This window comes from Guyparkeria hydrothermalis, from assembly GCF_023555375.1.
Classification (GTDB): domain Bacteria; phylum Pseudomonadota; class Gammaproteobacteria; order Halothiobacillales; family Halothiobacillaceae; genus Guyparkeria; species Guyparkeria hydrothermalis.
Map to the genome: position 1 here is coordinate 269,468 of NZ_JAJSEE010000003.1, position 15,345 is coordinate 284,812.

14 protein-coding genes are annotated in these 15,345 nt (G+C 69.2%); 8 read left to right on the forward strand and 6 right to left on the reverse strand.

Annotated elements, in window-relative coordinates:
- The first annotated feature begins 18 nt into the window (after window positions 1-18).
- From LV475_RS06155 to LV475_RS06165, 3 genes are all read left to right on the forward strand, one after another.
- The gene (locus LV475_RS06155) at window positions 19-726 is read left to right on the forward strand and encodes a ComF family protein (protein WP_250105939.1); all 708 of its coding nucleotides are present in this window, start codon (window positions 19-21) and stop codon (window positions 724-726) included.
- Between the two features lie 226 nt (window positions 727-952).
- Window positions 953-1,204, forward strand: a complete 252-nt coding sequence (locus tag LV475_RS06160) for a type B 50S ribosomal protein L31 (protein ID WP_250105940.1) — start codon at window positions 953-955, stop codon at window positions 1,202-1,204.
- Between the two features lie 79 nt (window positions 1,205-1,283).
- Window positions 1,284-2,114, forward strand: a complete 831-nt coding sequence (locus LV475_RS06165; protein WP_250105941.1) for a thermonuclease family protein — start codon at window positions 1,284-1,286, stop codon at window positions 2,112-2,114.
- Between the two features lie 89 nt (window positions 2,115-2,203).
- Here the strand turns inward: LV475_RS06165 and hemF are convergent, their stop codons facing one another.
- The 6 genes from hemF to LV475_RS06195 form a co-directional block, all read right to left on the reverse strand.
- Window positions 2,204-3,160 carry an oxygen-dependent coproporphyrinogen oxidase gene (gene hemF / locus LV475_RS06170; protein WP_136868010.1) on the reverse strand — a complete coding sequence of 319 codons (957 nt, stop codon included), beginning with the start codon at window positions 3,158-3,160 and terminating at the stop codon, window positions 2,204-2,206.
- A 2-nt stretch (window positions 3,161-3,162) separates the two neighbouring features.
- Window positions 3,163-3,723 (reverse strand): L-threonylcarbamoyladenylate synthase type 1 TsaC, encoded by a 561-nt coding sequence (tsaC, locus tag LV475_RS06175; RefSeq protein WP_156227555.1) that lies wholly within the window; start codon window positions 3,721-3,723, stop codon window positions 3,163-3,165.
- Window positions 3,720-6,173 carry a DNA topoisomerase I gene (locus LV475_RS06180; RefSeq protein ID WP_250105942.1) on the reverse strand — a complete coding sequence of 818 codons (2,454 nt, stop codon included), beginning with the start codon at window positions 6,171-6,173 and terminating at the stop codon, window positions 3,720-3,722. Before LV475_RS06180 ends, tsaC begins: the two co-directional genes overlap by 4 nt.
- 187 nt (window positions 6,174-6,360) lie before the next feature.
- On the reverse strand, window positions 6,361-6,834 hold the full coding sequence (locus LV475_RS06185) for a Smg family protein (protein ID WP_136867974.1): 474 nt from the start codon (window positions 6,832-6,834) through the stop codon (window positions 6,361-6,363).
- Between the two features lie 125 nt (window positions 6,835-6,959).
- Complete coding sequence (dprA, locus tag LV475_RS06190) at window positions 6,960-8,129, reverse strand: DNA-processing protein DprA (protein ID WP_231505792.1); 1,170 nt, start codon at window positions 8,127-8,129, stop codon at window positions 6,960-6,962.
- Between the two features lie 3 nt (window positions 8,130-8,132).
- A complete protein-coding gene (locus LV475_RS06195; protein WP_136867973.1) occupies window positions 8,133-9,326 on the reverse strand; it encodes a LysM peptidoglycan-binding domain-containing protein in 1,194 nt (397 codons plus the stop codon).
- A 225-nt stretch (window positions 9,327-9,551) separates the two neighbouring features.
- Between LV475_RS06195 and def the strand changes: the two genes are divergently transcribed.
- Genes def through LV475_RS06220 form a run of 5 tightly spaced genes read left to right on the forward strand, consistent with a single transcriptional unit; the run spans window position 9,552 to window position 15,342 of the window.
- Window positions 9,552-10,058: a peptide deformylase gene (gene def / locus LV475_RS06200; RefSeq protein ID WP_136867972.1), complete on the forward strand. Its 507-nt coding sequence runs from the start codon at window positions 9,552-9,554 to the stop codon at window positions 10,056-10,058.
- Window positions 10,055-11,008 carry a methionyl-tRNA formyltransferase gene (gene fmt, locus LV475_RS06205; RefSeq protein ID WP_136867971.1) on the forward strand — a complete coding sequence of 318 codons (954 nt, stop codon included), beginning with the start codon at window positions 10,055-10,057 and terminating at the stop codon, window positions 11,006-11,008. The genes def and fmt overlap by 4 nt, the downstream gene beginning before the upstream one ends.
- Window positions 10,998-12,419: a 16S rRNA (cytosine(967)-C(5))-methyltransferase RsmB gene (gene rsmB, locus LV475_RS06210; RefSeq protein WP_250105943.1), complete on the forward strand. Its 1,422-nt coding sequence runs from the start codon at window positions 10,998-11,000 to the stop codon at window positions 12,417-12,419. Before fmt ends, rsmB begins: the two co-directional genes overlap by 11 nt.
- Complete coding sequence (locus LV475_RS06215) at window positions 12,416-12,994, forward strand: DUF4390 domain-containing protein (protein WP_136867867.1); 579 nt, start codon at window positions 12,416-12,418, stop codon at window positions 12,992-12,994. The genes rsmB and LV475_RS06215 overlap by 4 nt, the downstream gene beginning before the upstream one ends.
- Window positions 12,991-15,342: a sensor histidine kinase gene (locus LV475_RS06220; protein ID WP_136867868.1), complete on the forward strand. Its 2,352-nt coding sequence runs from the start codon at window positions 12,991-12,993 to the stop codon at window positions 15,340-15,342. The genes LV475_RS06215 and LV475_RS06220 overlap by 4 nt, the downstream gene beginning before the upstream one ends.
- Window positions 15,343-15,345: the final 3 nt, after the last annotated feature.

Genomic DNA, 15,345 nt, shown 5'->3' on the forward strand with positions numbered 1-15,345 from the left:
GATGGGATGCAGATTAGCATGGAATGGATGCCCTCGCGACGGCAGCGCTGGTTCGACGCGCCCTGTCATCTCTGCCGTCTCGATACCGTCGATCCCGACGGTCTGTGCCCGGATTGCCGCCGGGAATGGCGTGCCGCACTGGGGCGGCCACGTTGTCGCGGCTGCGGGCTGATTCTGGCCGGTGATGGGGCGGACGGGAAGACCTGCGCGGCCTGTGTCGGCAAGCCCTCGGCCTTCGAGGGCGTGATCGCCGCGGTCGATCTCGACCCGTCGGTGCGTGCCCTGGTCCACCGGCTCAAGTACCGTCAGGATTTCAGCGTCGTGCCGCTGTTGCAAGCGACCCTGGTCGAGGCGGCCCGGGCCGATGGGGCGGTGGGCGACATCGATGTCCTGGTGCCGATGCCGCTGCACCCGCGACAGCGTCGTCGGCGCGGCTTCAACCAGTCCTGGCTGCTGGCCGACGGGGTGGCCCGCGCGACCGGCCTGCCGTTGCTGCGCCGTGGCGTGCGCCGGGTGCGGGACACCGGTTCGCTGACCGCCTTGTCGGCCCGCGAGCGCCGACGGACGCTCAAGGGGGCGTTTGCGGTCGACGGGGCCGTGCCACGGCGGGTCGCGATCATCGATGACGTGCTGACCACCGGGGCGAGCGCGCGGGCGCTCGCGGCCGCGCTGCGGCAAGCCGGCGCCGCATCGGTGTCCGTCTGGGCCCTGGCGCGCACGCCCTGAGCACATCCCGGGAAAAGCGGGGCATGGCTTGTGCCGGGTCGTGAGTTTGGGTAGAATCTCGCGCCTTGGCCGTCCCGGCCGCGTACGCCCGTGGTGATTTCTAACCCCGGGGCGAGCGTCGGGATGGCGGCCCCGCCAAGGGGCAAACCCGAAGACGATCAACCTGAGATGCGGCCCCGGCGGCATCCGACCCAACTTTCGAACCTTTACCAGGGGCAGAATCGAGATGAAAGAAGGCATTCACCCGAACTACCAGCCGGTGGTATTCCAGGACGCCGCGGCGGACTTCGCCATCCTGACCCGTTCGACCATGAAGTCGAGCGAGACCATCAAGTGGGAAGACGGTAACGAGTACCCGCTGATCAAGATCGATGTGTCCTCCGCTAGCCACCCGTTCTTTACCGGCAAGCGTTCCGAGGGCAGCATGGCCAAGCAGGTGGACAAGTTCCGCAACCGCTACGGCCAGAAGAAGAAGTAAGACCGTCGTGGTCGCGTTCCTGCCGTTCGGCCGGGCGCAGCAAAAGGGCACCGTGGGTCTTCCCGGTGCCCTTTTTCGTGTGCGTCGTCCCCTGCTCGCCGTGCTGGCGACCATGCTGCTCGTCGCCGGCGGCTGCGTGGCCGAGGAGTCGCCGCAGCGGCCCCCGGGTGGCATGGATGGCACGGGCGACTGCGCCCCGCCGTCCGGGCTGGCGGTCGAGTCGGCCACGGTCAGCTACGTCAACGACGGCGATACCGTCCGCCTCTCCAACGGGGACCGGGTGCGCCTGGTCGGCATCGACACCCCCGAGATCGGTCGGGACGGCGCCGCGGACGAACCCTATGCCCGTGAGGCGCAGCAGGCCCTGCGCGCGCTGCTGGCCGAGTCGGAGAACCGCGTGCGGGTGATCGATGCCACCGAGGGCGAGGACCGCTACGGGCGCCGCCTTTCCTACCTGTACCTCCCCGACGGTCGTTCCATCCAGGCGCAACTGCTGGATCGGGGCATGGCGATGGCGGTGTTCGTCGCCCCCAACCTCGAGCTGGCCGACTGCCTGCTGACGCGCGAGCGGGCGGCCCGCGACGACGATCTCGGCATCTGGTCCTTGTCCGCCTACGACCCGGGCCTGCCCTCGGCCAACGGCATTCCGGAGCAGGTGCAGGGTGCGGCGATCGTCCGCGGCCGGGTGGAGTCGGTGGGCGAGAGCCGGCGGAATATCTGGATCAATCTGGAGGGCCGGGTGGCCGTGCGCGTCGACAAGGCCGACCTCGAACGTTTCCCCGGCTGGTATTTCGAGGCGCTGGAAGGCGAGACCCTGCGGGCGCGCGGCTGGATCGTGCACCACAGCAACCGCTACCAGGACTGGTTTATCCCGGTCGACTCGGCGCATGCGCTGGAACGCCTGAACTAGCGCGAGCCCACCTCGAATCCATCCTGGAATGTAAAAAGGGCGAGCCCGCTGTGGGTTCGCCCTTTTGCGTTGGGGGTCGGTAATCGGGCTCAGCGTTCGGCCAGCCAGTCGCGCGGGCGGAGGAACTCGTCGTAGAGACGCGCCTCCTCGCTGCCCGGCTCGGGGTGGTAGTCGTAGCGCCAGGCGGCGCGCGGCGGCATCGACATCAGGATCGACTCGGTGCGCCCGCCCGACTGCAGCCCGAACAGGGTGCCGCGGTCGTAGACCAGGTTGAACTCGACGTAACGCCCGCGGCGGTAAGCCTGGAAGTCGCGCTCGCGCTCGCCGTACGGGGTGTCCTTGCGCTTTTCCACCAGCGGCAGGTAGGCGGGCAGGTAGTGGTCGCCCACCGAGCGCATGAAGCCGAAGGCGGTATCGAAGTCGATCTGGCCGTCGGCGCCGTAGTCGTCGAAGAACAGGCCGCCCACGCCGCGCGGTTCATTGCGGTGCTTGAGCCAGAAATACTCGTCGCACCACTGCTTGAAGCGCGGGTAGTGGTCGTCGCCGAACGGCCGGCAGGCGGCCTCGGCCTGCTCGTGCCAATGCACGGCATCCTCGGTGAAGCCGTAGTAGGGCGTCAGATCAAAGCCGCCGCCGAACCACCACACCGGCTCGACGCCTTCCTTCTGTGCCTGGAAGAAGCGCACGTTGGCGTGCGAGGTGGGAACAAAGGGATTGCGCGGGTGGATCACCAGCGAGACGCCCATGGCCTCGAACGAGCCGCCGGCCAGATCCGGCCGGTGGGCGGTGGCCGACGGCGGCAGCTTGTTGCCGGTCACGTGCGAGAAGTTGATCCCGGCACGTTCGAAGGTCGCGCCGTCCTCGAGGATGCGGCCGCGGCCCTCGCCGTTGAGATGGTCGCCCGGCGGGCGCTTCCAGTCGTCGTGCAGGAAGCGCGTGCCGTCTTCCTGGCCTTCGAGGCCGGCGACGATCCGGTCCTGCAGGTCGACAAGGTAGTCGCGGACGGCCTGAAGGTCGGCCCCGCTGTCTGCCGGCTTATCCGCCATGGTCAACTCCTGATGATCCGTCCGGTGGGCCAGTGGATGATCTGCGAGGGGCGGGCGCGCCGATCGACGCGGCCCGGAATGATCCGGACGTCCGCCCGGGCAAACTGGCGGCGGGCGGCGAGCGCGTCGCGTGCCGCCGGGCGGCCGCTGACGTTCGCGCTGGTCGAGACGATCGGCCCGCCGAAGGCGCGACTGATCGCGCGCGCGGTCTCGTGCGCGGGCACGCGCAGGGCGATTTCCTTGCGCCCGCCGGTCAGCCAGGCCGGCACGCCGTCGGCCGCCGGCACGATGACGGTGCGCGCCGCCGGCCAGTCGGCCGCGATGCGGTCCCATTCCTCGGCAGTCACCGCGGCGAAGGGCTGGAGCATCTCCGGCGTGTCGGCGATCAGGATCAGACCCTTGCCCACCTCGCGTTGCTTGAGTGCGAGCAGGCGCATGACCGCGAACGGGTCGAGCGGCGCGCAGCCCAGGCCGAAGACCGCCTCGGTCGGGTAGGCGATCAGGCCGCCGTCGTCGAGGTGGCGGGCAATCTCGCGCAGCTGGAATGCCGACGGGACGCTCATTCGGCCTTGCCTCCGGAGGCGGTCTTGCTGGCGGGCTTCTTCGCCGTGGTCTTCTTGGCGGTCGTCTTCTTCGCTGTCGATTTCTTCGCGGTGGTCGACTTCTTGGTCGTCGACTTGGCAGCCGTCTTCTTGGCCGCGGTCTTGGGGGCGGCCTTGCGTCCACGGCCCTTGCGCTCGGGGGCCTGGGCGATCATCTCGATCGCCTGCTCGTGGGTAATCGCCTTGGGGTCGTCGTCCTTGGGAATCTTGGCGTTCTTCTTCCCGTCCGAGACGTAGGGGCCGTAGCGACCGTTGAGCACCTGGATGCCGTCGTCGAACTCGTTGATGATGCGGTTCTTCTCGGCGAGCTTCTTGACCTCGATGAGCTCGAGCGCGCGCGGCAGTTCGATGGTGTAGGGGTCGTCGTCCTTGCCCAGGGAGGCGAACTTGTTGCCGAACTTCACGTACGGGCCGAAGCGGCCGATGTTGGCCTCGACCGGTTCGCCCTCGGGCGTCTCGCCGAGCTTGCGCGGCAGCTTGAACAGCTCCATCGCCTCGTCGAGCGTGATGGTCGCGATGCTCTGGTGCGGGCGCAGCGAGGCGAACTTGGGCTTCTCCTCGTCGTCCTTGGTGCCGATCTGCACGAACGGGCCGAAGCGCCCCAGACGGGCGACCACCGGCTTGCCGCTCTTCGGGTCGACGCCCAGCTCGCGACCCTGCGCGGCCTCCTGGCGCGAGACGTTCTGCTGGGTGTGCTCGATGCGCTTGGTGAACGGCTCCCAGAACTCGCGCAACAGCGGCACCCAGTCCATCTCGCCGCGCGAGACGGCATCGAGCTCGTCTTCGAGCTTGGCGGTGAACTCGTAGTCGACGATGTCGCGGAAGTACTCGGTCAGAAAGCCGTTGACCACTCGGCCCATGTCGGTGGGGCGGAAACGGCGTTGCTCGAGCTCGACGTACTCGCGCGAGCGCAGCGTCGAGATGATGCTGGCGTAGGTCGACGGGCGGCCGATGCCGTACTGCTCGAGCGTCTTGACCAGGCTCGCTTCGGTGAAGCGCGGCGGTGGCTCGGTGAAGTGCTGGGTGGCGTTGATCGCGGCGAGCTCGATCTGCTGGCCTTCCTCCAGCGGCGGCAGACGACGGTCGTCGTCCTTGTCCGATGCCTGGTCGTCCTCGTCCTCGCGGTACGCGGCGATAAAGCCCGGGAACTTCAGAGTCGAGCCGGTCGCGCGGAAGCTGTGCTCGTCACCGGCGGCCAGATCCACGGAGACCTGGTCGAAGACCGCCGGGGTCATCTGCGAGGCCAGCGTGCGCTTAAAGATCATCTCGTAGAGACGGAACTGGTCGCGGTTGAGGAACGCGCGCACCTTGTCCGGCGTGTTGGCGATCGAGGTCGGGCGGATGGCCTCGTGGGCCTCCTGGGCGTTCTTCGACTTGGTGCGGTAGCGATTGGGCGACTCCGGCACGTAATCGGCGCCGTAGCTCTCGCCGATGTGGTGGCGGATCTCGCCGATCGCGTCGTTCGACAGGTTGACCGAGTCGGTACGCATGTAGGTGATCAGACCCACCGTGCCCTGGCCGATGTCGACACCCTCGTAGAGCTCCTGAGCCACGCGCATGGCGCGCGAGGCGGACAGGCCGAGCTTGCGTACCGCCTCCTGCTGCATGGTGGAGGTGGTGAACGGCGGCGCGGCGTGGCGCTTGCGCTCGCGACGGTCGACCTTGGCGACCTTGAGCGTGCCGTTGGCCGCCGCCTCGAGGCGTTCGCGCGCCGAGGTGGCGGAGGCCTCGTCCTCGAGGGTGAACTGCGCGACCTTCTTGCCGTCGAGCTGGTAGAGGCGGGCGGAGAAGGGCTGGTCGCCGGTGCGGCAGTCGGCGGCGATCGACCAGTATTCACGCGGCGTGAAGGCCTCGATCTCCTCCTCGCGCTCGACGATCATTCGCAGCGCCGGGCTCTGCACCCGGCCGGCGGACAGGCCCGGATTGATCTTCTTCCACAGCAGCGGCGAGAGATTGAAGCCCACCAGGTAGTCGAGCGCCCGGCGCGCCTGCTGGGCGTCGATCAGCTCCTGGGCCAGCCCGCGCGGGTGGGCGATCGCCTCCTGCACGGCGCGCTTGGTGATCTCGTAGAAGACCACGCGCTTGGCTTCCTTGTCGTCGAGCAGGCCGCTGTCCTTCAGCAGTTCGTAGAGGTGCCAGGAGATGGCCTCGCCTTCGCGGTCGGGGTCAGTGGCCAGCAGGAGGGTGTCGGCCTTCTTCAGCGCCTTCTTGATGGCGTCGACGTGCTTCTTGTTCTTGTCGATGACCGTGTAGTTCATCGCGAAGTCGTGCTCGGGATCCACCGCGCCGTTCTTGGGCACGAGATCGCGCACGTGGCCGTAGGAGGCCAGCACTTCGTAGCCGGGGCCGAGGTATTTCTTGATCGTCTTGGCCTTGGCGGGCGACTCGACGATGACCAGGTTTTCGCTCATAAGGTGTCTTCGTTATTTACGGAAGGTCTGTACGAATGCGATGCCGCTCGGCCCGCCCTGGGCCGGACAGGCGCAAGGCATCGGTTGGTCGCGAACGAGTCATTCTCTTTCCAAGAGCGACAACGTAGCAGATGCCTCGCTCGGGGCGCGCCCAGCCGACGTGGCATCGTATTCGCGCAGCGTCTTCTTAGTGCAGGACGGCGGCGTCGTCGAAGACGAGGTCTTCCATCCAGGCAAAGGCCTGTTCCTCGCCCGGCTTGGCGAACAGGACCAGCAGGACGATCCACTTGAGGCGCTCGACGTCGATCTCGTCCTCGCCCAGTGCCATGGCGCGCTCGATCACCGTCTCGCGGGCCGAGGGCGAAAGCACGCCGATCTGCTCGAGCTGCATCAGAAAGCCGCGGGCATCGACGTCGAGCATCATCTGCTCGTCGTCACTGTAGACCCGGAAGGCATGGTCGCGCTCGGGGCCGGACTCGCTGCCCTGTTCCAGCACGCCCTCGAGCCAGGCAAAGGCATGCTCGATCTCGTCGTGGTCGAAGCCGGCCTCGAGCAGCTTCATCTGCAGGCCGGCGCGTTCGTTTTGCGGGGGGAAGCGGTCCTCGTCTTCCATGTAATTCTCGAAGAGGAACATCAACAGGTCGAGAACAGTCTCTTTCATCGGCTCACCGGGACATGATGGCTTGAGCCTGCGCGCGCGATCGGGAATACATGTTGGGGGCGGCGGCAGGTGCGGTCGGCAGGGTGCTGTTGCCGGCTGATATCCGGTCAGGCGGGCCACACTCGCTAACTCGTGCGGACGTAGAGGCCGCCGGGCAGGGTGGACACCTCTCCCGCCAGTTCAAGCATGAGGAGGATGGAGGAAACCTCACCGGCGGTCAATCCGCTCGCCTCGATCAGGGTGTCGGCCGGCTGCGGGTCGTGGCCGAGCAGCTCGAGGATGCGTTGTTGCTCTGGGTCCCGTGGCGAGGGTGGTGCCTCGGGTCCGGGTCCGGCGCTTTCCTCTGTCGCCGTGGCGGTCGCTTCCAACTGGCGGCGCAGGGTGGGGGCCAGTTCCTCGAGGACGTCCTGACCGGTCTCGACCAGCTTGGCGCCCTCGCGGATCAGGTGGTGGCAGCCGCGGGCCAGCGGGTTGTGGATCGAGCCGGGGATGGCAAACACGTCGCGCCCCTGCTCGCCAGCGAGTCGGGCGGTGATCAGCGAGCCGCTCTTGACCGAGGCCTCGACCACCAGCACGCCGCAGGCCAGGCCGCTGATCAGGCGGTTGCGACGCGGGAAGTGGCCGCGGCGCGGCTCGGTGCCGGGCAGCCATTCGGACAGGATCACCCCGCCGCCGGCGACGATTTCGTCGGCCAGCGAGGCGTGTTCCGGTGGGTAGAGGCGGTCGATGCCCGAGCCGAGCACGGCGATGGTGATGCCGTTGACATCCAGCGCGCCGCGGTGGGCCTCGCCGTCCACGCCCAGGGCCAGCCCGCTGGTGATCACCAGCCCTTGTGCGGCGAGATGGCGGGCGAAGGCCCGGGCGTTCTGGCGCCCGCCGGTGGTGGGCGTGCGCGAGCCGACCATGGCGATCTGTGGTTCGCTGAGCGCGGCAACGCGTCCGCGGGCGAACAGCGCGGCCGGGGCGTCGGGAAGGTCCTCGAGGGCCGCAGGGAAGTGCGGATCGCCGCGGGCAATCAGGTGGTGGGTCGCGTCGGCGGCCAGCCAGTCGGTGATCGCGGCGACCTTCTCTGCATCCGCCCGCGCCTGGGTGACGCCCTCGGGCAGCCCCGCGTGGTGCCATTCGCGGCGGGGGGCGTCGAGGGCGGCGGTCGGCGTGCTGAAATGCGTCAACAGCAGGGCGAGCCGCTTGGGCCCCATGCCCGGGGTTGCCAGCAGCTCGATCAGTGCCGTGGTGTCGTCGTTGCCCGGGCTGGGGGTGCCCCGGGTCGCTGAGGCGCGCGGCGCGGCAGGCACCGCTTAAAGGGTGCTGCCCTGGACCGGGGTCTGGGCCAGGTCGCCCTCGTGGATCGGCTGGGTGGCCTTGATCACCAGCGCGTAGCTGACGCGGTCGTAGGCGCGGAAGACCATGGCGGTGCCGATCGGGTGGTCCGGCAGCAGCACGGCCGGGCCGCGGGTGGCCTCGCGGCCATCCTCGCCGGTGTCGCGCGGGGCGAAGCGGTCCTCGACCACCCGGCCACGCTTGCTGATCTGCAGCAGGTCGCCGGCGGTGACGCCGGATTCGCTGCCCCGGTCGATCACGACCACCTGCTGGCTGCCCACCTGGGTGATGGCATCCGGCAGCAGGATGATGCGGGCGTCGATCGGGAAGGCCGGGATCTGCGGCGTGACGTCACGGTCGAAGGCCTCCTCGGTCATCTCGACCAGGCGGTCGCCTTCGTCGACCTCGCGCACGGTGTCCTCGAGTTCGACGGTGGTCGGGTCGCCGGTCTCGACCACGTTCGCCTCGCCCTTGAAGATGGCTCGGTAGCCGAGGTGCTCGCCGCTGCGGCCGTCGAGCAGCGCCTTGCCCTTCTCGACGACGGCGAAGCGTTGCTTCGAGCCGTCGAGCGGCGGACGAACGTAGGCGGTGTCGCCGCTGCTGGCGTGGATCGAGCCCTCGCGGTTGGCGAGTACGTAGGGGGCGGCCTCGAATTCGTCCTCGTCCATCACCTGGTCGTGGCTGAGGAAGGGACGTACCAGGTCGAGCGGCACGGCGGCGACGGCCGGCGGCAGCGATTCGTAGCGGATGTGCGGGCGCAGGCCGACGGCCAGGCGCGGGCGATCACCGACGAAGACGATCTGGATGCGGTCGCCCGGGTAGATGCGGTGCGGGTTCTCGATCTCCGGGTTGCCGTACCAGATCTCGGGCCAGTAGTAGGGATCCTTGAGGAAGTGGTTGGCGATCGACCAGAGGGTGTCGCCTTTCTTGACCACGTAATCCTCGGCGGAGAGGTCGCGGAACTGGTCGCGGGTTTCCTCGGCGGAGAGGTCGCGCTTGACCGGGCCACGCTCGGCGCCCAGCGGCAGGGCGTCGGCGGACATGGGCTCGCGTGGGTTGACCACGTCGTCCTCGGTCAGGGCACAGCCGGTCAGGGTGCTGGTCAGCGGCATCAGGCCCGCGAGCGCGAGGGCCGGGGCGAGTGCCAGGGGGAGTCCTTTGGTCGATCTCATCGTTACAACGTCCTTGGTGTCCGGCCGAGAGCAGTCCGTGTACGGGTGTCCGCCCGGGATTGTCGACAATCGTCTGGGTTCTGCCGAGTGCTGGCGTACAATGTATCCCCAAATACGGCTTGTTGTAAAAGATTTCGCCCCCACCGTCCAGTCGGCCGGCGGGCGAACAAATCCCCCTTGCCGGCGCCCCGCCGTGGCGAACAATCTGAAACCAGTGACCGACGTATGAGTCTGCGAGACATCCTCATCTACCCCGACGACCGGCTGCGCGAAATCGCCCGCCCGGTCGATTCCTTCGAGCCGGCGCTGGCCGAACTGGTCGCCGACATGTTCGAGACCATGTACCAGGAGCGCGGCATCGGGCTGGCCGCCACCCAGATCGACGAGCACCGGCGGCTGTTCGTGGCCGACGTGAGCGAGGATCGCAGCGGGGCGATGGCCTTCGTCAACCCCGAGATCCTGGCCCGTGACGGCAGGGTCGAATCGGAAGAGGGTTGCCTGTCGATCCCGGGGATCAACGAGACCATCCCGCGTGCCGAACGCATTCGCGTGCGCGCCCAGGATGAGAAGGGCAAGACCATCGAGCATGACCTCGACGGGTTGCTGGCCATCTGCTTCCAGCACGAACTCGACCACCTCGACGGTCGGCTGTTCATCGACTACCTCTCGCCGCTCAAGCAGCAGCGCATCCGCAAGAAGATGGAAAAGGCCGCGCGCCGGGAGCGTGTATGAGCCTGCGCGTGGTCTATTGCGGCACGCCCGACTTCGCCGTGCCGGCGCTCGAGGCGCTCGCCCGCCTGGACGAGGTGGCCGGCGAAACGCTCGAGCTGGTCGCCGCCTACACCCAGCCCGACCGGCCCGCCGGGCGCGGCAAGAAGCTGACCGCCCCGCCGGTCAAGCAGGCCGCCCTCGAGCTGGGGCTGCCGGTCGAGCAGCCGCTGTCGCTGCGCGACGAGGCCGCCCAGTCGCAGCTGGCGGCGTATCGGCCCGACCTGCTGGTCGTCGCCGCCTACGGCCTGATCCTGCCGCCGGCCGTACTGAAGATGCCGCGTCTCGGCGCGATCAATATCCACGCCTCGCTGCTGCCACGCTGGCGCGGGGCGGCGCCGATCAACCGCGCCATCGAGGCCGGCGACACCGAGACCGGCATCACCATCATGCAGATGGAGGCCGGGCTGGACACCGGGCCGATGTGGTTCAAGCGCATCGAGCCCATTCACCCCGACGACACCGCCGCGACATTGCACGATCGCCTCGCCCCGCTGGGCGCCGAGGCCCTGATCGAGGCGCTGCCGACCATCGTCCGGGGCGACGGTGCCCCCGAGCGGCAGGACGACGCGCAGGCCTGCTATGCCGCCAAGCTCGCCAAGGCCGAGGCCTCGGTCGACTGGCGCGAGTCGGCCGATCTGATCGAGCGGCGCGTGCGCGCCTTCAACCCCTGGCCGGTCGCCCAGACCATGCTGGAGGGCCAGCCGCTGCGCCTCTGGGGCGCACGCATGGTCGAGGGGCGCGACGAGGCGGCGCCCGGCGAGGTGATCGAGCTGACCGCGGACGGCTTCGTCGTGCAGACGGGTGCCGGCGGGCTCGAGCTCACGCGCGTGCAGCGGGCCGGCGGTCGCCCGGTCGCCGCCAGTGATTTTGCCCGCGGCCGCGATCTGCTGGGGGTGCGGCTTGGCGGATAACCCACAGGCCGATCGCCCGTCCCGTCGTCGCCAAGGTGGTCATGGTGGCCAGCCGGGTCGCTCGCGCCGCCGCGTCGCCAGCGCCGAGCAGGGCGGGCGGCCGCGCTCGCCCGAGGCCCTGGTCGCCGAGGGACTGATCCAGGTGGTCGACCACGGCCGCTCGCTCGACGGCGTGCTGCCCGAGCTGACCGCACGCGCCCAGGCCGCGCACCGCAGTGTGGTCCAGGCGATGAGCTACGAGGTGCTGCGCCACTACGAACCGCTGGCCTGGTGGCGCGACCAGTTGCTCGACCGCCCCCTCAACCCGCGCGCCGCCGAGGTGGGCATGCTGCTCCTGGTGGGGCTCGAGCGCCTGACCGGCTCCAAGCGCGAACCCTCGCGCGTGGTCAATGCCGCGGTGCACGCCGCCCGCGAACTCAATCACAACTGGGCCACCGGGCTGGTCAACGCCGTGCTGCGCCGCGCCGTACGCCAGCTCGAGTCCGGCGAGACGCCGTTTGCCAAGGCGCCGCCCGCCGTGCGGGCCCGCCTGCCGGACTGGCTGTTCGGGATGCTGGCGAACGACTGGGGCGAAGAGCGCACCATCTTGCTGGGCGAGCAGCTCGCCACCCATCCGCCCATGACCCTGCGCGTCAATGCCGCCGAGCAGAGCGTCTCGGCGTACCTGGAGCGTCTCGCGGAACAATCGATCGAGGCGAGCGCGACGCGCTTTGCCTCGCACGGCGTGGCGCTCGCCTCGCCGCTGGACGTCGAGCGCCTGCCCGGGTTTCACCAGGGCGAGGTCTCGGTGCAGGACGAGGCGGCCCAGCTGGTGGTCGACCTGATGGCTCTCGCCCCCGGCCAACGCGTGCTGGATGCCTGCTGCGCCCCGGGCGGCAAGACGCTGGCGATGCTCGATGCCGAGCCGGCCGTGCAGATGACGGCGGTGGATATCGACGTCACCCGCCTGGCGCGGGTGCAGGACAACCTCGAGCGCTCCGGCCGCTTCGCCGAACTGGTCTGTGCGGATCTCACGGCGCAGTCGATCGAGCCGCCGGGTCGTTTCGACCGCATCCTCGCCGACGTCCCTTGTTCGGCCACCGGCGTGATCCGGCGTCACCCGGACATCAAGCGGCTGCGTCGTCCCGAGGACCTCGACTCGCTGGTGCGCCGGCAACGCGAGATTCTGGAGCGGCTGTGGGGGCTGCTGCGCCCGGGCGGGCGGCTGGTCTACGCCACCTGCTCGATCCTCAAACGGGAGAACGCCAAGCAGGTCGAATCCTTCCTGCGCGACCACCCGGAGGCCGTCGCCGTGCCACTCGACGTCGACTGGGGCGAGCCGCAATCGGTCGGCCGGCAGCTGTTCCCCCAGGCCGACGGCCACGACGGCTTCTACTACGCGGTGCTGGAAAAGCCGGTGACCAACGGATGATCCCGGCCTGCGTGTCACGCCTCGGTTGGCTGCTACTGGTGCTCGTCGTCGGGCTCGGCGGTTCGACCCGGCTGCACGCGGACGCGCGGGTGATCAACGTGCACGCCGAGGTCCGCGAGGAGGCGCTGTTCCTGGACGCCGACCTCGAGCTCTCGCTGGGCAGCGAGGTGATCGATGCCCTGCGCAACTCCATCGCCCTGACCCTCGTGGTCGAGGCGGAGATCGCCCAGCCGCGCGAATGGCTCTGGGATCGTCCCCTGTTGAGCGACCGGCGCCGGCTGCGGCTGGAGTATCACGCCCTGTCGCGCACCTGGATGGTGACCGACTTCCACGCCCGCGAAACCCATACCTTCTCCCAGCTCAGCGACGCGGTCGAGTCGCTCTCGCGGGTGCGGGCCTGGCGGCTGGGCGGCTGGGCGCCGCTGGCCGACAAGCCGCGGCTGCTGGGCAAGTTGCGCGTGAGGCTGGACGTCAACAAGCTGCCGCTGCCGCTGCGTGTCCCGGCGCTGTTCGATGACAACTGGGATCTCGATAGCGACTGGTTCCTGTGGGGGCTGTCGGAGGTGCGTCGATGACGGGCATCGCCCGCCGCCTGCAGCGCTGGGTGCGCCGCGCGATCGCCCCGATCAGCGCGATGGTGGTCGTGCTGCTGCTGGTGCTCCTGTACCTGGTCTCCGACTCGCTGCGCGCCGTCGAGCAGCCCGAGGGACTGTTCCTGGCACTGTTGGGCATCAGCGCGGTGGGGCTGTTGTTCCTCGCCATGGTGGTGCTGTGGCACATCGTCCGCCTGATCCGCGATTACCGGCGCGGCACGCCCGGCGCCCGGCTGACCGCCCGGCTCGTGGTCACCTTCGTCGCGCTGTCGGTGGTGCCGGTGGCGATCGTGTTCTATTTCTCGCTCACCTTCGTCCAGCGCGGCATCGACTCGTGGTTCGACGTACAGGTCGAGCAGGCGATGACCGACGCGTTGTCCCTCTCGCAGATGTCTTTCGACGGGCGCATGCGTCAGGCGCTGGAGGAAACGCGGCGCGCGGCCGACGAGCTGCGTGACGGCGGGTCGGAACTGATCGCCCTGGAGCTCTCGCAGGTGCGCCGGACCACCGGCGCCGAGGAGATGACCATCCTCGGTCAGCGCAACCTGATCGTCGCCTCCTCCTCGGAGGACGCCACCAGCATCGTGCCCGCCCGCGCCGACGAAACCGCGCTGGCGCACGCCCGTTCCGGGCGGGACTTCATCGGCCTCGACCCCGGCGGGGACGGCGACCTGCAGATCCGGGTGGTCGTGCCGATGGAGGCCGGATTGACCAGCGAGGGCGGCAAGCGTGTCCTCCAGGCGCTGTTCGACGTGCCGGACGAGGCCAACCAGCTCTCCAAGAGCGTGCAGGACGCCTTCAACGACTACCGCGAGCTGGTCTACCTGCACACCTCGCTCAAGCAGACCTTCACCCTGGCGCTGACCCTGGCGCTGCTGTTGTCGTTGCTCACGGCCGTCTGGCTGGCGTTCCTCGCCGCGCGCAAGCTGTTGAGCCCGATCCGCGAACTGGCCGCCGGCACCCAGGCGGTGGCCGAGGGCGACTACAGCCTGCGGCTGCCGGTCGACCGCCGCGACGATCTCGGCCAGCTGGTCCAGTCGTTCAATACCATGACCGCCCGCGTGCGCCGGGCCCACGAGGTGATGCGCGAACTCCAGGAGCTGGCCGACAAGGAGCGCGACTACCTCGACACGGTGATCCAGCACCTGTCCTCCGGCGTGCTGACGCTCTCCTACGACGGGCGGATCATCAGCGGCAACTCGGCCGCGCAGCACATCCTCGGGGTGGCGTCGGACGAGCTGTTCGAGGGCTCGCTGCAGGCGGTCTGTCGGGCGCACGCGAGCCTGTTGCCGTTGTGCGAGGCATTCCTCGACCGGCTGGGGGCGGCCGGCCCGCCGCCGGGCGAGACGGTCGAGGCCCAGGTGCGCATCATGAACGGCAGCGGGCGCAAGGTGCTGCTGGCGCGCCTGGCGGCCCTGCCGCCCGATGGCGACGCGGATGCCGGCGGCTACGTGATGGTCCTCGAGGACGTCACCGCGCTGATCCAGGCCCAGCGCGACGCGGCGTGGTCGGAGGTGGCCCGCCGCCTGGCCCACGAGATCAAGAACCCGCTCACCCCCATCGGCCTGTCGGCCGAACGGCTGCGACGGCGTATCCTGCCCCAGCTCGACGAGGGGCACGCGCCGATCCTCGACCGCGCCACCGCCACGATCATCGCGCAGGTCGATGCGATGAAGCAGATGGTCAACGAGTTCGCCGACTACGCGCGCAGCCCGCAGGTGAGCCTCGAACGGCTCGACCTGCAGGCCCTGGCTGGCCAGACCGTCGAGCTCTACCGCGGCAACACGGCCGTCAAGGTACGCTTCCTGCCGGAGGTCGACGGCGCGGTCTGGGTGGAGGGCGATGCCAACCGCTTGCGCCAATTGCTGCACAACCTGATTCGCAACGCCAGCCAGGCGCTCGACGAGCGCGGTGCGGTGGAAGGGGAGCCGGTCGTGCTGCTCGACCTGCGGGTGGTCGGCGAGGCGGGACACTGCCTGGCCGAGCTGACCGTGGCCGACAATGGGCCGGGCTTTCCGGCCGAGATGCTCGATCGGCTGTTCGAGCCCTACGCGACCACCCGGCCCAAGGGGTCGGGGCTGGGTCTGGCGATCGTCAAGAAGATCGTCGAGGAGCATGCCGGGGCCGTGCACGCCTGGAACGCGTTCGAGCAGCCGGAGAACGACGACACGGCGGCGGGTCGCCGGCTTGCCAATCACGGTGCTCGCGTTACGATTCGCCTACCCTTGGAATCGGGGCGCTGTGAGGCGCGTGACAATCGCCGCCGCGAGGGCATCGATGTCGAAACGGGTCGCCAAGGTGGCGACCACGGAGAAACGGGAATTTCCTGACGA

What these genes read in the sequence shown, in the direction of transcription:
- fmt (WP_136867971.1), top strand. Translation starts at nt 10,055, where the DNA reads ATGAGCCTGCGCGTGGTCTATTGCGGCACGCCCGACTTCGCCGTGCCG.
- LV475_RS06180 (WP_250105942.1), bottom strand. Translation starts at nt 6,173, where the DNA reads ATGAGCGAAAACCTGGTCATCGTCGAGTCGCCCGCCAAGGCCAAGACG.
- hemF (WP_136868010.1), bottom strand. Translation starts at nt 3,160, where the DNA reads ATGGCGGATAAGCCGGCAGACAGCGGGGCCGACCTTCAGGCCGTCCGC.
- LV475_RS06155 (WP_250105939.1), top strand. Translation starts at nt 19, where the DNA reads ATGGAATGGATGCCCTCGCGACGGCAGCGCTGGTTCGACGCGCCCTGT.
- LV475_RS06195 (WP_136867973.1), bottom strand. Translation starts at nt 9,326, where the DNA reads ATGAGATCGACCAAAGGACTCCCCCTGGCACTCGCCCCGGCCCTCGCG.
- def (WP_136867972.1), top strand. Translation starts at nt 9,552, where the DNA reads ATGAGTCTGCGAGACATCCTCATCTACCCCGACGACCGGCTGCGCGAA.
- LV475_RS06220 (WP_136867868.1), top strand. Translation starts at nt 12,991, where the DNA reads ATGACGGGCATCGCCCGCCGCCTGCAGCGCTGGGTGCGCCGCGCGATC.
- tsaC (WP_156227555.1), bottom strand. Translation starts at nt 3,723, where the DNA reads ATGAGCGTCCCGTCGGCATTCCAGCTGCGCGAGATTGCCCGCCACCTC.
- LV475_RS06160 (WP_250105940.1), top strand. Translation starts at nt 953, where the DNA reads ATGAAAGAAGGCATTCACCCGAACTACCAGCCGGTGGTATTCCAGGAC.
- LV475_RS06215 (WP_136867867.1), top strand. Translation starts at nt 12,416, where the DNA reads ATGATCCCGGCCTGCGTGTCACGCCTCGGTTGGCTGCTACTGGTGCTC.
- LV475_RS06185 (WP_136867974.1), bottom strand. Translation starts at nt 6,834, where the DNA reads ATGAAAGAGACTGTTCTCGACCTGTTGATGTTCCTCTTCGAGAATTAC.